We start from the raw sequence: 15,310 nt of genomic DNA on the forward strand, positions 1-15,310 counted from the left end.
GTGGATCGTGGTTCGCGTACTATTTAATACGAACCTCGCAACACGAACCACGATCCCGAAAAAAACATTAAAACTCAATACAATGGAAGGCACACCAGGAAATAACGAACTGAATATAACCCCGGTTAATTTAGATATTAATCCGGCTCCGGCTACAAATACCAATACACCGGCAAAATTGCTGGATAAGGAAGGTAATGTTGATTTAGCCAATATTAGCCAGGCCGAGGTACAAAAATATGGCGAAGTAGCCAAGGCTCTCGATCCAAAAGATGTAAACTCCATCCTCAATTACGGTACGGAGGTGCAAAACTCTATGGAAAAGTATAGCAATACTTTCCTGACTTCGGTACGTACCTACAACTCGGGCGAGGTTGGCGGCCTCATCAATGAGCTGCTTACCGAACTGAATTATATTGATGTGGATGAGTTGAATCAGAACGCGTTCACTTCCTTTATATCGCACATCCCTTTTATGAAAAAGCTGGTGGTTGATGCCAAAAAGCTTTTCCAGAAATATGATACGGTTATTAACAATATCGATAAGATCACCAACAAGATCAAGGCCGGTCGTGTTAATTCATTAAAGGACAACAGCTCGCTGCAAACCATGTTTGATAGCAACGTGGGTTACATCCATCAGATGGAAGAGCTGATCATATCCGGCCAGTTAAAATACAACGAACTGAGCGAGCAGCTGGCCCAAATGGATGCCAATCCATCGGCCTATAATGATTATGAAATCGCCGATATGCGCGATTTTGTGAATCGTTTAGACAAGCGCCTGGCCGATTTGAAAGTGGTGCGTTTCATTATGCTGCAATCGCTGGCGCAAATACGTGTGGTGCAAAGCAACAATACCACCATTGCCGAAAAAGCACAGTCTATTGTATCCACCACCATCCCGGTTTGGAAAAACCAGTTGACCATTGCTGTGGCTTTGAACCGTCAAAAGGAAAACGTGGAGATGCAGAAAAAGATCTCGGACACCACCAACACCATTTTGCAAAAGAATGCCGAGCTGTTGAAACAAAACAGTATCGACGTAGCTAAGGAAAACGAGAAAACCGTAGTATCGCTGGATACTTTGAAAAAAACAACCGCGTCGCTTATTGAAACACTTACCGAGGTTAAACGCATTCACGAAGAAGGTACTGCCAACCGCAAAACCCTCAACACCGAACTGCAAAACCTGGAAGTGGAACTGAAAAAAACGGTTACCAACGGGTAATACCCCCTCTAAATCTCCCCCAAAGAGGGAGACTTTCTGTAAATTTATATGCTTACCCATGATTTTTTAAGTCCTCCCCTTTGGGGAGGGTTTGGGTGGGGTTATTTTCGTAAATTTGCATTTAATCAAAATTTGAGGTCGCCAAATTGATGGATGAAAGCAGGTTAAATATTTTAAATCAGTCAAACCGGATGCTCAGTAAGCTGCAATTGCTCTCTGTTTTTTTCGGTGATGACATTATTTATAAAATATACCTGCGCAGCCAGGTGATCCACAAGCTTTTTGAAACCAACCCCGAGCTGGATATCAACAAGCTCGATCTGTTTCACCTGCAATTTACCCAAAGCTTGATCGATCTGCTCCGCAAGATCAAAAAGAACAACGAAACCAACGTGAGCCTGCTTTTCGATGAGATCCAGATCAACAAGGAAATGATTGACCGGTTGAACGATCCTTACTATACCCTGGCTAATTTCAATCTCGAAAAACAACGACAGGCGCTGAAGGTCAATCTGTCATTGCGGAAGTTATTCCAGGTGTTGTCGGATAATTCAACAGATAACCCGCTGTCTAAAAATATCAACGCGTTTAGCTCCCGGTTTGCTGCTGATTTTTTTTATCCCATTGCACCCGAGTTATTGCAGGAGATAACTGCCTATAATGATAAAGACGTTTACACCGATGAGTATGCCACCATTCAGCGTAAACTGATGGGCGTTTTGTGCAAATATGAATTTAAAACCGAGTTTTACTGCGGATTAAAGGCAGGCACGCAGGTGGCGGAAGTTTACAAGTTTGTTGAAGACGACCGGTACTTTATCTATTCGCTGTCCGACAATCTGTTCGTGTTTTTGGATATCGCGAAGTTAGCCGGTATCGACATGACGAACAATATGTCGAAAAAGGAAAAACTGATACACGAGCTGCGGGACAAGAACGACAAGCTGGAAGGTAATGCCTCCGCTATGAAAGCGGCCATGCCCCTCGAGATCAAAAACCTGCTGGCCGACAATTATAAAAAGATATCGGATATGAGCTTTATGGAAAACATCAGCAATATTGATGTACAGGCCAATATTTTAAAAAGCATGTTGAATACCGATTTAATTTAGTTTATTTAACCCGAAATTAATTCCTTACCTGTTATATGGATTTCTTACACACCATCCTGGGCCCCGATATTAAAGCCGGTTTGCTCATCATTTTAAACCTGATTGTTATTGAGAGCTTGCTCTCTGTTGATAATGCCGCGGTGCTGGCCACTATGGTTTTGGATCTGCCCCCAACCCAACGTAAAAAAGCATTGAGGTACGGGATACTAGGCGCCTATATATTGCGCGGGGTATGTTTGTTTTTGGCAGCCTGGCTGGTAAAAATCTGGTGGTTAAAGCCTATTGGCGGTTTATATCTTTTGTATCTGAGCTTTGATTATTTTAAAGGTAAAATCCAGGCTGCCAATAGCGATGGCGGAGAAGAAGAGGTGGATAAAAGCAAGAACTGGCTATACCGTTCAACCGTGGGCGTATTTGGTGTATTCTGGGCAACTGTGGCTTTGGTTGAGCTGATGGACCTGGCCTTTTCTATTGATAACGTATTTGCTGCGGTGGCCTTTACAGATCACGTAGTGTTGATATATATTGGTGTATTCATCGGTATCCTGGCTATGCGTTTTGTGGCCCAGGCTTTTGTGAAGCTGATGGAGAAATTTACCTTTTTAGAGACCGTAGCTTTTATCGTGATCGGTGTGTTGGGTATTAAACTCTCCGCATCATTGTTTGTACACTTTAATGAAACGTCGTCTTTCTCTAAGTTTATGGAAAGCGAAAAAGCTGATATTTTCACCTCGGTGTTTACCGTGGGGGTATTTATCATCCCGGTATTAACATCACTGTTATTCAACTTTCCCAAAAGGCACACCATCGAACCGGAAGTAGCCGAAGCAGCGGAAGATGTACTGGATAAGCAATAGAAGTTGGCAGTTTGCAGTGAGGCGAAAATATTTTGTCCAGGTTGGGCTTGTGTGAGTTCCCTCTTGAGAGGGGCGGAGGGGTGTGTTTATGAAGGCTAATAACACACCCCTGCAACCGCACTACCTATTCGGCTCCCCTCTCAAGAGGGGAGCCGAATAGGCTCCAATAACTAATGAACTATTGAACAAATGAATTTTAATAAAATAATAGCTTCCATATTTGGCATCGGGTTTTTAAAGGGCGGTGGTACCTATGCGGCTATAGTAACCTGCGGGTTTATTTGGTTGTTATGGCAAAGCCCGGCATTGCAAAACCCCTGGTACTTGTTTGTGATTACCATTGTAATAACCCTGTTGGGTGTATACGTAAGTAACAAGGTGGAGCCCGATTGGGGTGAAGACAGCTCGCGGGTGGTTATCGATGAGGTTGCCGGTATGCTGATAGCGGTGGTATTTGTGCCCATGAATATTTATACCCTGATCGGCGGACTTATCCTGTTCCGCTTTTTTGATATTGTAAAACCTTTAGGTATCCGTAAAATGGAAGCCCTCCCCAGCGGCACGGGTGTAATGATGGACGATGTGTTGGCAGGTGTTTATTCCAATATACTGGTGTGGGTTGGTTACCTGCTTTGGCTGAAATTTGGAGCATAAAAAATAGATACAAAATCAGGAAGTCATCCCGAATTTATTTCGAGATCCCACATGTAAAGCTACGGTGTTCAACCCTGCTGATGAGATGCTGAAACAAGTTCAGCATGACACGGTTATATGGTAATTACAAATTCCCTTTCCTGATCTCATCCGCCGCATAATTAGCCGCCCTTGCGGTTAAGGCCATGTATAGAATGGACGGACTTTGGTTGCCGGTGCTGGTCATGCAGGCGCCATCGGTCACAAATACGTTTTTGCACAGGTGTAGTTGGTTCCATTGATTGAGCAGCGAGGTTTTGGGATTCTTACCCATGCGTACGCCGCCCATTTCGTGAATATCGAGGCCGGGGGCTTGTTTGTTCTCGTGTTTTTCGATGTTTGTGCAGCCGGATCTTTCCAGCATTTCGGCGCTTTGGGTTAAAAAATCCTGGATCATGCGCTCATCGTTATCGTCATACTCTACAGAAGTGATGAGCAGCGGGATCCCCCATTGATCCTTCTGATCTTTACTCAGGCGTACATGATTGCTTTCTTTGGGGATGGTTTCACCTTGCAGGTACATGTACACCTGCCATGGTCCGGGCTCGGTTAAGGCATCTTTAAAATCGCCGCCGATTGATGGATGGACTTTGCCGTAAGACATTGGGCTGCGGTAAGCCCCCATGAAAGTAGTGAAGCCACCTTTGTAATCTGTTTCCTGTTGGTGCAGGTTGCGATAATTAGCCAGGATCAGCTCCGTAGGGTTGCGGCCAAAATAGTATCTATCTAAAAAACCATCCATGCTGGCTGTTACTGATGCCCGGTAGTTTTGGAAGGCCACATATTTGCCCAGCAGTCCGTTATCATTGCCCAGGCCGTTCGGAAAACGTGCCGAGGTTGAATTCAGCAGGATGAGGTTGGTATTCAGTGCCGATGCATTCATAAAAATGATCTTTGCTTTGTATTCGATTACTTCTTTAGTGTTGGTGTCTATCACTTTAACGCCGCTTGCTTTGCCCAGCTTTTCGTCATAAATAACAGAGTGAACCACCGAAAATGGTCTTATAGTGAGGTTGCCTGTACGCTTGGCCCAGGGCAATGTGGAGCTTACCGAGCTGAAATAACCACCAAACGGGCAGCCCCTCATACACATATTACGCGCCTGGCATTTACCCCGCCCTTGGTCCAGATGCAGCTGGTTGGGTTTGGTTAAATGCGCCCAGCGTGCATGTACCAGGTGGCGGTCGGGATAATGCTCACTGATCTTTTTGCTGACCACCTCCTGCACGCAGTTCATATCAAAGGGCGGCAGAAACTCACCATCGGGCATGGATTCAATGCCATCTTTATTACCACATACACCAATGAATTTTTCTACGTGCGAATACCAGGGCGCTACATCATCATAGCCGATGGGCCAGGCAATACCATAGCCAAAACGCTCAGGATTGGTAAATTCATACTTACTCCAGCGCTGGCAAGCACGCCCCCAGGTAAGCGATTTGCCGCCAACCTGGTAGCCCCTGATCCAGTCAAACGGTTTTTCCTGTATATAAGGATGGTCTTTATCTTTTATAAAAAAATGCGCATCGTCTTCACCAAAACCCGCCGCTTTGCTGATCAATGGGTTCTCATCCAAAAACTCCCGGGTCATTTGCCCGCGGTGTTTAAACTGCCAGGGATCCATCGTAGCCGTTGGGTAGTCTTTGATATGCTCTACATTACGACCGCGTTCCAGTACCAGGGTTTTTAAACCCAGCTCGCATAATTCCTTGGCGGCCCAGCCACCACTGATGCCTGAGCCTATAACAATGGCATCATAAGTTAAATGATCTGCTGTTTGCTGTGGTTTTTTTGGTTGATCGGGCATCGTGATTAGTGATTATATTTAAAAACTATTCAATAATTTATTTATATAGATTTTGTCGATATGGGTGTGTGATTGTTCTTTTATTTTACTCCTTATTCAACTTTTCTGCTGCGCTATGATCTAAAAAGATCTGCGCGTTTGGCAGGGTCTGGAAGATAGATGCCGGTACATCCGTTGTTACCGGGCCGTTCAGGGCCTGCGCTATGATGCTTGCCTTTTTCGCTCCACTCGCGATCAGCATCGGTGTCCGGGCTTCGGCCAAATGACGAAGTCCCAGGGTGATCCCTTCGGTTAATTGTGGTTGTTGTGTGAAATACTTTTTGGCTACATCAATAGTTACAGTCGCTAATTCGGAGTGATGGGCGTAGGTGTTAAAATCCGTGCCGGGTTCATTCAGGCCGATATGTCCGTTCATACCAATACCTACGATCATCATATCCAAGCCGCCAAGATTGCTAATATGCTCATTCATTTTCCGACACTCCCCGTCCAGATCAGCAGCCTTGGCATCGAAAAATCTTACCTGTGCCGGCGCTATCTTTAACAGCGAAAAGAAATGCTTGTGCAGGTAATGACTGCAGCTGCCTTCATCATTTTTATCCATACCCACCCACTCATCCAAGCCCACAAAATGCGCCTGACTAAAATCTATCTTCTCCCCCTTAGCATATTGTACCAGGAATTTAAACATGCCCGTTGGTGATTCGCCAGAAGGAAAGCAGATCAATGAATCGGGTTTCTGTTTGATTTGCCGCCATACCCAGTATGCTGCCGCGGATGATAACGAATCGTAATCTTTATACCGTTGTATAGTCATGTCGCTTATTGATGGTTTAGCCAAAGGTCTATCGGTTTGGCCACTTTAGCCGAAAATGGCAGGTTGATCTTTTTACCCTGTCCTGCCGAAGCATAGGCCGCGTAAATGATCTCCAGAACAGCCCTGCCGTCTTCGCCGGTTACAAGCGGAGTTTTATCGTGGCGTACACAATCAATAAAGTGTTTGAGCTCATGAGGGTAACCCTGGTTAAAGGCCTCTTCAAAAATGGTGAAGCTCCAGCCTTTGGAGGTGTCGGCTTTTTCCATGGCGTAACCATAACCTTCGCGGCTGTAGGTTACCGCGGCGTTGCCCATAAACAGATCAGCATAAATTACGCCCCCGGTACCATATATCTCACAACGATCGTCCATGCCGCCATGTTTGGCCCAGCTGTTTTCGGCTACGGCAGTCACCCCATTTTCAAACTCTACAATAATTACCGAATTATCTTCGCCTTTGGTACGGCCTTTATGAAATACGGTACTCATGGTGGCGTACACATTGCTCACTTTGGCATGATCAAGCATCCACCGGAACCAGCCCAGGGCGTGGCAACCCATGTCCATAATAACCCCGCCACCGGCCAGGTTAATATCATAAAACCAATCGCTGTGCGGGCCCGAATGTTTTTCACCTTGTTTTAGCATAAATACCTCACCCACGGCGCCGTCTTTGACCAATTGCCGGGCACGCTCATATTTTGGCGCGAAGCAAAGCTCTTCGGCATACATCAATTTTACCTTATTGGCTTTGCACACAGCAATCATCTCGTCGGCCTCTTCCAGTGTTACGGCCAGCGGCTTTTCAATAATGATATGTTTACCGGCATTAGCAGCTTTAATGGTAGCTTGTGCATGCAGGTAATTGGGCAGGCAGATATCCACCACCTCACAGCCGGATTCGGCGATCAGTTGATCGATATCATCAAACCATTGAGCTATCTGATATTTTTCGGCAAAGGCTTTGGCTTTATCCGGATTGCGGGCGTATACGGCAACCACCTCAGCTTCGGGTATAAAGCGATGGTACGATTCCATGTGGATGTCGGTAATAAAACCGGCTCCGAGTATGGCTACTTTGGTTCTGTTCATAGGTATAATTAGGTTAAATAACTCAGGAGACGCATGTAATGCGTCTCTACAAAAAACAGCACGTAGAGACGCATTACATGCGTCTCCTATTTAAATTTTATTCTCAACGCTTGTGAGCGAAGCACTGTTAGGTTTATTCAAGATTACTGAATTAAATACTAAATCAAAAAAACTAATTAAAGTTTTAAAAAAGGGTTTAGCATTGGTAAAAGGCGGCATTTGGATGATCTGCTATATCGCTCCTGATTTATTTTCGGTTGTTAACATTTGCAATTTAAAAAGTTAATACATAGTATTGTGTAATATTGACACAATGATTGTTATTTGCTGTTAATTAGACATTTATAACCAATAAATAAGCGCTAACCTTTTTAATCCTAATCAATGAGAATAAGCTACAAACTCGGTGTCGCGCTGATGATGGCGTGTGCTGCCGGCAATTTCCATACAGCTGTGCATGCGCAGAGCAAAGCACAGGCGCCGCAACTGCGTGCCAATAACATAAAGCAGATCATAGCTGTTATGACGCTGGAAGAAAAATCGAAACTGGTGGTGGGCATGGGCTTTAAAATGCCCGGCATGCCGCCGCCATCAAAAGATAAGATGAATGAGCCGATAGATATCGGCGGGTTTAAACTCCCCCCATCTGATCCGGATGCTTATAATATACCTGAGAAAGTGCCCGGCGCTGCGGGTCGTACCCATGGCATTGCCCGTTTGGGTATCCCTTCCATGACCGTGTCTGATGGGCCTGCCGGCTTAAGGATCGAGCCTATCCGCAATGGCGACAAATCAAAAACGTATTATGCAACCGCTTTCCCGGTGGCAACCCTGCTGGCATCAAGCTGGGATACCGAACTGGTGAACAGGGTTGGTGTGGCTTTTGGTAACGAGGTGCGCGAATACGGAGTGGATATATTATTGGCCCCCGGCTTAAACATTCATCGCAACCCCCTGGGCGGCCGTAATTTTGAGTATTACTCAGAAGATCCGCTGATTGCCGGCAGTATGACCGCCGCTATTGTTAACGGGGTAGAATCAAATGGCGTGGGTACATCTATCAAACACTATGCAGCCAATAACCAGGAAACCAACCGTAACAGCATCAACACTATTGTAAGTGAGAGAGCCATGCGCGAACTATATCTGCGCGGATTTGAGATAGCCGTGAAAAAAGCGCAACCCTGGACAGTGATGTCGTCCTATAACAAGATCAACGGTACTTTTACCTCGCAAAGGCATGATCTTTTAACCACCATCCTCAAAAAAGAATGGGGCTTTAAAGGTTTTGTAATGACTGATTGGTTTGGTGGTGCAGATCCGGTAGCGCAGATGAAAGCCGGTAACGACCTGATCATGCCGGGCAGCCCGAGCCAATCAGTTGCCATTGTGGCCGCGGTTAAAAATGGTACGCTGGATATTAATCAGCTGAATGCCAATGTGGAACGGATTCTGAATATCATTATCAAATCACCATCGTTCACTAAATATAAATACTCTGATAAGCCCGATCTGGTTGGCCATGCAAAAGTAGCCCGTGAAGCCGCAGCACAGGGTATGGTATTGCTGAAAAATGACGACCATGCTTTGCCTTTAAAAGGAGCTAAAAGGGTAGCTGTATTTGGCAATACTTCGTATGATATTATTGCAGGTGGTACCGGAAGCGGCGACGTAAATAAAGCATACACCATATCGTTGATGCAGGGCCTGGCCAATGCCGGTTATAAACTACAGGAAAAACTTTCAAAAAGCTATGCTACTTACCTGGCCGAAATGAAGCTGAAACAGCCTAAGCCTAAAAACTTTTTTGATCACCCGGCACCGATTCCCGAAATGGATGTAGCCGGTATTGTAGCCGACGAGGCCAATGGTGCTGATGCTGCCCTGATCACCATAGGCAGAAATGCCGGCGAAGGTGCTGATCGTAAACTGGAGAATGATTACTACTTATCTGACGCGGAAAAAGCATTGATCAAAACCATTGCAGGCGCGTTTCATGCCAAAGGCAAAAAAGTGACCGTAGTGTTAAACATCGGCGGCGTAATTGAAGTGGCCAGCTGGCGCGACGAGGTCGACGGTATTTTACTGGCCTGGCAACCTGGCCTGGAAGCAGGCAATGCCATTGCCGATGTGCTGAGCGGTAAGGTAAATCCATCGGGCAAATTAGCTACCACTTTCCCGGTTGATTATAAGGATGTGCCATCTGCCAATAATTTCCCGGGTACACCTGCCGATAAACCCGAGCAGGTGGTTTACGAAGAAGGTATTTATGTGGGCTATCGCTATTACGATGCGGCAAAAGTTAAACCGGCTTATGAGTTTGGCTATGGCTTGTCATACACCAGCTTTAAATTTAGCGGGTTGAAACTGAGTTCGGCAAATTTTGCCAATAGCATTACAGCTACTGTAACCGTAAAAAACACGGGTGACGTGGCTGGTAAAGAAGTGGTACAGCTATACCTGGCTGCCCCTAAAAAAGATCTGGATAAACCCGAGGATGAACTGAAAGCCTTTGGTAAAACCCGCCTGCTGGCCCCTGGACAATCGCAAACTTTGAGTTTTGTGATCAAGGCTGCCGACCTCGCTTCTTTTTATACCAACAGACAAGCCTGGATAGCAGATGAAGGTAAGTATGAAGTAAAAGTAGGTTCGTCGTCAAGAATGATCGAAGAAAAAGCTTCCTTTAAACTGGCCAAAGATATTACGGTAGAGAAAGTGAACAAAGCGCTGATGCCCGAGCAAGCTATCAAGGAATTGAAGCTATAAGGCAGAGTCAAGAAGTTAGAATCAAGAGATAAGACAAACCGCCATCACAACATCATTAATATGTTGTGATGGCATTTATAACCAACCTGCTTAAATTTTATGGCGAACCAATTTAAACTCATAGCCTTGCTTGGCCTGCTGCCTGCAACCGTAGCGATGGGCCAAATCAAATGGACAGAGAAAAAATCGGACGATATTGTTTGGGTGACCAATACCGGCGGGCAAAACCTGGGGTATTCCACCACATCCGGCGTAAAAATATTAACGGTGGATGGTCTTGCTTTTAAAGACCTGAACAAGAACGGTAAGCTGGATAAGTACGAGGACTGGCGCCTGCCGGTTGATGTACGGGCGAAGGACCTGGCATCAAAAATGAGCGTGGAGCAAATAGCCGGCTTGATGCTGTATAGTAAACATCAGCCTATACCCGCCGCTCCAGCCGGGCCTTTCGCCGGGACTTACGGCGGTAAGGTATTTGCCGAAAGTGGCGCCAAACCATACGACCTGTCCGATCAGCAAAAGCGATTCCTGGAAAAAGATAATGTACGGCATGTGCTGATCACTTCGGTGCAAAGTCCGGAGGTAGCCGCGCAATGGAATAATAACGCGCAGGCTTTTGTGGAGGGTTTAGGATTGGGCATCCCGAACAATAACAGTTCCGACCCGCGGCATGGCACTGTAGCTACTGCCGAGTTTAATGCGGGTGCGGGTGGATCGATCTCGATGTGGCCCGGTTCATTGGGTTTTGCTGCTACATTTGATCCCAAGGTGGTGGAAGATTTTGGTCATATCGCCGCGCTGGAATATCGGGCTTTGGGTATTGCTACCGCGTTATCGCCACAGGTTGATATTGCTACCGATCCGCGCTGGTGGCGGGTGAGTGGTACTTTTGGTGAAGATCCACAGCTCTCGGCCGATATGGCGCGGGGGTATATTGATGGTTTTCAAACTTCTGTTGGCGATAAAGAGATCAATGGTGGATGGGGATATGGCAGCGTGAATGCCATGGTGAAACATTGGCCCGGAGGTGGTACCGGCGAAGGTGGCCGCGACGCGCATTATGGTTATGGCAAGTACGCCGTTTATCCCGGTAACAACTTTAAGCAACACCTGATCCCCTTTACAGAAGGTGCTTTTAAGCTGAAGGGTAAAACAGGCATGGCCGCATCGGTAATGCCTTATTATACCATATCCTTTAATCAGGATGTAAAGAATAAGGAGAATGTTGCCAATAACTACAACTCCTATATTATTAATGACCTGCTCCGGAAGAAATACCATTTTGATGGTGTGGTATGCACCGACTGGCTGGTGACGGGCGACGAAACCGCTGTTGATCAGTTTTTGTCGGGCAAATCATGGGGAGTGGAAGGGCTTACAGTGGCACAGCGTCATTATAAAGTATTGATGGCCGGGGTTGATCAATTTGGAGGTAACAACGAGGTGGCACCTGTGGTGGCTGCTTACCAGATGGGCGTAAAAGAGCATGGTGAAACGTTTATGCGGGCACGGTTTGAGCAGTCGGCGGTAAGATTGCTGCGTAATCTGTTCAGGACAGGATTGTTTGAAAACCCATACCTTGATCCGCAGGTATCAAAAAGTATCGTCGGTAATCCCGATTTTATGAATGCCGGTTATCAGGCGCAATTGAAATCTATTGTACTGCTGAAAAACAAGAGCAATATTTTGCCTTTGCAGAAAAACAAAACGGTATATGTGCCTAAACAATTTACCCCGGCAGGCAAAAACTTCCTGGGTATGTCAACCCCCGAAAAGCTGGAATCCCCGGTAAATATAGAAACAGTAAAAAAATATTTTAAGGTTACCGAAAACCCCGACGAGGCAGATTATGCCCTTGTGTTTATCAACAGCCCCAACAGCGGCGGAGGTTATAACAGTGAAGATGCCAAAAATGGGGGCAACGGTTATGTACCGGTGAGTTTGCAGTATCAGAAATACACCGCTACCGATGCCCGGGCAACCAGCATAGCCGGCGGTGATCCGCTGGAAAAATTTACCAATCGTACCTATAAAGATAAATCGGCAACAGCTATTAATGTAACCGACCTGGCAATGGTGAATGACACCTATACCAAAATGAAAGGCAAGCCGGTGATAGTTTCGGTTAATATGGCCAACCCTATGGTGTTTTCGGAATTTGAAAAGAATGCCAATGCCATTGTAGTTGATTTTGGCGTACAGGGACAAGCCACATTGGATATACTCACGGGCAACAGCGAGCCATCGGCCTTGTTACCGCTGCAAATGCCGGCTGATATGCACACGGTTGAAAAGCAGTTTGAGGATGTACCCCATGATATGAAATGCTATGTGGATGATCAGGGTAATACCTACGATTTTGGTTTCGGTTTGAACTGGAAAGGTGTTATTAATGATGCGCGCACCGCTAAGTATAAAAAGGCAGGTATAAAACCATAGGGTGTGACCAAAAGAAGTGTTCGGAAGGCTGAAAATTAACTAATAGCTTTTTGGGCTAAAGCCAATAGTTGCTCATTTGAAAACCGTTGGTTAAAACCAACGGCAATGAAAGATCAATCTTTCCTTTATTCATTATCCGTTCCATTTATGGGACGGATAATGAATAATTTGTTGGCTTTAGCCCAAACAACAATCGTCCGAACACTTCTCAACTTTTACCTATCCCCAGAACTTTTCAGTAGATGCAACCAGCGAAAGCAGGTCGAGTACGGGTTCAATTTCAAGACCGCTAGCCCAAAGCTCGGCATCAAATTTTTTGAATGATGCCAGGGATGTCAGGACCTCATGGTCAGCCTCATTTTCAAACTGGTCAAAATGCATAAAAGTTTTACCATCGGGCAGCAACCAGCAACCATACTTAATTCCCGGGTGGTTAAGTGCTTTTAATTCTTTTACAATACCAGCAATATTGGCCTGGTTTATAGGCACAAATTCGGGCCGGGTGGTGTAGTGTACTCTTACTATTTTCATGGTCATCAGCTTTGATTATGGTGTATGTAAAATTACCTGCTAAGCAACAACTGTAAAACGGGCAAAAGAGACTTTTTACGGGTGTTTTGCGACAAAGTAACAAAGCAGTGCATTATAATATTAAGCGAAAGCTAACAGCAAAGCCTTTGCCAGATAAGGCCGCTTTAGATTTTATGTTGAAAGAGATGAGTAGGAAGTAAAGACAGGCTATTAGTTTTTCTGCTGTTTGATGAGATTTTCCAGTGCCTGCAAATGTTTCTTGAAAGCTGCCCTGCCTTTTTCGGTCACGGAATAGCGGGTGTTAGGTTTACGGCCGATAAAGCTTTTTTGCACCTCCATATAGGCCTCCTTTTCCAATGCTTTAAGGTGCGAAGCCAGGTTGCCATCGGTAAGCTCCAATAACTCTTTGAGCGAGTTAAAATCGTAGCTTTCATTGGCAACCAATACGCTCATGATCTGTAGGCGTATGCGGTTTTCAAATGCTTTATCAAACTGGTCTAACGATATTTTCACGAATCGTATTTAAAGTGCATCACGGTGCCATATATAATATGCAGCACGCCAAAACCAATGGTCCAGAGTAGCAGGCCATATCCGGGTATCAGCGCGGCAAGCAAACCTAATAAAATCTCTATTATCCCCAAACTCTTTACGCCCGAATAGGTGTAATGGCTGCCGGCAACCAAAGCCAGGCCATAAAATATGAGCGTGGCCGGTGCAACAATACCATAATAGCCATGATAAATGAGGATAAAAGTAAACAGTCCGCCGCTTACCAGGGGAATAGCCATATTGATCAGCAATCTTTTGCTGCCGGTACTCCAGAAAAGTTGACCATTCTTTTTGGACTTTCTGTAGGATAGCCAAATGCCTGTGCCAATGGAAAGAACAAGAACGGCGAAGGCTACCAGGAATAACTCGGTGATAAATACGATATTATTTCCCTCATAATTACCGGTTTTAAGCAGATTGTAACCAATGCCCGCCCCGATGAGGGCATAAATACCCGCCATAACGCCCGACAGGCCACTAAGCGAAATGAACTTGGCCGAACGCTCCATCAGATCGCGGATGGAACTGAGCTCGGCATGAATGTCTTTTTCTTCCATTGAAAGTGCTTTGATTTTCAAAGTTATTAAGATAGTTTGGAATTGCAAGGGGGATAATACGTTTTCTCTCTGCGCGTCATTGCGAGGAGGAACGACGTGGCAATCTCTATGCTGTACAGGGCAGAGCAGTTTGGCATGGCGTATCCCCGCTCTTGGCCGCGGGAGGGCCTTTACTTTGTCGCCACAAAGTAACCAGACCGAGCGAAGCGAGATAATGAGTGCCAATAAAAATAAACAACCTCGAATAACGGCTTTCAGAGAAAGGCTTCTTTGCGCTCCTGTCCTTTGCCCTGCAAACCGGGCAGAACCAGGGCCGCAATTATTTTGCGCTACTTCGTTCGCACATTTCCTCACGCTTCAGCAAAAACTTGCTATGCCCCGCAACCGCACAGGCTCGCATCGTTCTGCCCGCTTTCACCCGAAGCTTATCTGCTGACGGGAAGAAAGAATGATTGTGCTCAATCCAGTAAATCACTAATTCAATAATTATCCCCCGCGTTAGCGATAGTAGCGGATACCGGCCCGTGGCTAATGCCTTGTGGCGTATAAGCGGATAGCGCGTGCCGGAGGCAACGCCCTTATTAGCGTCAAGAAAACCAACTCAATAATTAAAAATCGTGGTAATCCTTAAACGGCGGAGCCCTCTTGAACGCAAAAAAAAAATTAATCCGTGAAAAGTCCCTTTAATCAAGGTTCAGAAAAATTCACTAATTAAGCTTCTCTACCCCACGTTTTCCCGGCAACAAACGAAGAGCCCTATAAGACATAACTCAAATGAGGATACAGCGTGATGAAAGAAGAAAGAATGAAGCGATGATTTTTTAATTATATTTTCAATAATTATTGAAAATTCA

12 protein-coding genes are annotated in these 15,310 nt (G+C 45.6%); 6 read left to right on the top strand and 6 right to left on the bottom strand.

The window, feature by feature from the left end; genetic code table 11:
* Positions 1 to 82 precede the first annotated feature (82 nt).
* The 4 genes from BLR84_RS16170 (at position 83) to BLR84_RS16185 (ending at position 3,854) form a co-directional block, all read left to right on the top strand.
* Positions 83 to 1,231, top strand: coding sequence for a toxic anion resistance protein (locus tag BLR84_RS16170; protein WP_090470144.1), 1,149 nt, complete (start codon positions 83 to 85; stop codon positions 1,229 to 1,231).
* Positions 1,232 to 1,380: 149 nt separating this feature from the next.
* Positions 1,381 to 2,343 (top strand): hypothetical protein, encoded by a 963-nt coding sequence (locus BLR84_RS16175; protein WP_090470149.1) that lies wholly within the window; start codon positions 1,381 to 1,383, stop codon positions 2,341 to 2,343.
* A gap of 35 nt (positions 2,344 to 2,378) precedes the next feature.
* Positions 2,379 to 3,200, top strand: coding sequence for a TerC family protein (locus tag BLR84_RS16180; protein WP_090470152.1), 822 nt, complete (start codon positions 2,379 to 2,381; stop codon positions 3,198 to 3,200).
* A 189-nt stretch (positions 3,201 to 3,389) separates the two neighbouring features.
* A complete protein-coding gene (locus BLR84_RS16185; protein WP_176852086.1) occupies positions 3,390 to 3,854 on the top strand; it encodes a phosphatidylglycerophosphatase A family protein in 465 nt (154 codons plus the stop codon).
* 124 nt (positions 3,855 to 3,978) lie between these two features.
* Here the strand turns inward: BLR84_RS16185 and BLR84_RS16190 are convergent, their stop codons facing one another.
* From BLR84_RS16190 to BLR84_RS16200, 3 genes are all read right to left on the bottom strand, one after another.
* On the bottom strand, positions 3,979 to 5,703 hold the full coding sequence (locus BLR84_RS16190) for a GMC oxidoreductase (protein ID WP_090470158.1): 1,725 nt from the start codon (positions 5,701 to 5,703) through the stop codon (positions 3,979 to 3,981).
* 85 nt (positions 5,704 to 5,788) lie between these two features.
* Positions 5,789 to 6,520 (bottom strand): 6-phosphogluconolactonase, encoded by a 732-nt coding sequence (locus BLR84_RS16195; protein ID WP_090470161.1) that lies wholly within the window; start codon positions 6,518 to 6,520, stop codon positions 5,789 to 5,791.
* 5 nt (positions 6,521 to 6,525) lie between these two features.
* Positions 6,526 to 7,611: a Gfo/Idh/MocA family protein gene (locus BLR84_RS16200; RefSeq protein WP_090470164.1), complete on the bottom strand. Its 1,086-nt coding sequence runs from the start codon at positions 7,609 to 7,611 to the stop codon at positions 6,526 to 6,528.
* A 384-nt stretch (positions 7,612 to 7,995) separates the two neighbouring features.
* On the opposite strand from BLR84_RS16200, the gene BLR84_RS16205 reads away from it, so the two are divergent.
* A complete protein-coding gene (locus BLR84_RS16205; protein WP_090470167.1) occupies positions 7,996 to 10,377 on the top strand; it encodes a glycoside hydrolase family 3 C-terminal domain-containing protein in 2,382 nt (793 codons plus the stop codon).
* 99 nt (positions 10,378 to 10,476) lie between these two features.
* Complete coding sequence (locus tag BLR84_RS16210; RefSeq protein ID WP_218128356.1) at positions 10,477 to 12,816, top strand: glycoside hydrolase family 3 protein; 2,340 nt, start codon at positions 10,477 to 10,479, stop codon at positions 12,814 to 12,816.
* A gap of 219 nt (positions 12,817 to 13,035) precedes the next feature.
* On the opposite strand, the gene BLR84_RS16215 is transcribed toward BLR84_RS16210, so the two are convergent.
* The 3 genes from BLR84_RS16215 to BLR84_RS16225 all read right to left on the bottom strand — a co-directional run bounded on the left by BLR84_RS16215 (position 13,036) and on the right by BLR84_RS16225 (position 14,477).
* Positions 13,036 to 13,347, bottom strand: a complete 312-nt coding sequence (locus BLR84_RS16215) for a hypothetical protein (protein ID WP_143013923.1) — start codon at positions 13,345 to 13,347, stop codon at positions 13,036 to 13,038.
* Between the two features lie 210 nt (positions 13,348 to 13,557).
* The gene (locus BLR84_RS16220; RefSeq protein ID WP_076378323.1) at positions 13,558 to 13,860 is read right to left on the bottom strand and encodes a winged helix-turn-helix domain-containing protein; all 303 of its coding nucleotides are present in this window, start codon (positions 13,858 to 13,860) and stop codon (positions 13,558 to 13,560) included.
* Positions 13,857 to 14,477, bottom strand: coding sequence for a hypothetical protein (locus BLR84_RS16225; protein ID WP_255366963.1), 621 nt, complete (start codon positions 14,475 to 14,477; stop codon positions 13,857 to 13,859). The genes BLR84_RS16220 and BLR84_RS16225 overlap by 4 nt, the downstream gene beginning before the upstream one ends.
* Between the last annotated feature and the right edge of the window lie 833 nt (positions 14,478 to 15,310).

It is taken from the genome of Mucilaginibacter sp. OK268 (assembly GCF_900103125.1).
Classification (GTDB): Bacteria; Bacteroidota; Bacteroidia; order Sphingobacteriales; family Sphingobacteriaceae; genus Mucilaginibacter.

What these genes read in the sequence shown, in the direction of transcription:
- BLR84_RS16170 (WP_090470144.1), top strand. Translation starts at nt 83, where the DNA reads ATGGAAGGCACACCAGGAAATAACGAACTGAATATAACCCCGGTTAAT.
- BLR84_RS16175 (WP_090470149.1), top strand. Translation starts at nt 1,381, where the DNA reads ATGGATGAAAGCAGGTTAAATATTTTAAATCAGTCAAACCGGATGCTC.
- BLR84_RS16180 (WP_090470152.1), top strand. Translation starts at nt 2,379, where the DNA reads ATGGATTTCTTACACACCATCCTGGGCCCCGATATTAAAGCCGGTTTG.
- BLR84_RS16185 (WP_176852086.1), top strand. Translation starts at nt 3,390, where the DNA reads ATGAATTTTAATAAAATAATAGCTTCCATATTTGGCATCGGGTTTTTA.
- BLR84_RS16190 (WP_090470158.1), bottom strand. Translation starts at nt 5,703, where the DNA reads ATGCCCGATCAACCAAAAAAACCACAGCAAACAGCAGATCATTTAACT.
- BLR84_RS16195 (WP_090470161.1), bottom strand. Translation starts at nt 6,520, where the DNA reads ATGACTATACAACGGTATAAAGATTACGATTCGTTATCATCCGCGGCA.
- BLR84_RS16200 (WP_090470164.1), bottom strand. Translation starts at nt 7,611, where the DNA reads ATGAACAGAACCAAAGTAGCCATACTCGGAGCCGGTTTTATTACCGAC.
- BLR84_RS16205 (WP_090470167.1), top strand. Translation starts at nt 7,996, where the DNA reads ATGAGAATAAGCTACAAACTCGGTGTCGCGCTGATGATGGCGTGTGCT.
- BLR84_RS16210 (WP_218128356.1), top strand. Translation starts at nt 10,477, where the DNA reads ATGGCGAACCAATTTAAACTCATAGCCTTGCTTGGCCTGCTGCCTGCA.
- BLR84_RS16215 (WP_143013923.1), bottom strand. Translation starts at nt 13,347, where the DNA reads ATGAAAATAGTAAGAGTACACTACACCACCCGGCCCGAATTTGTGCCT.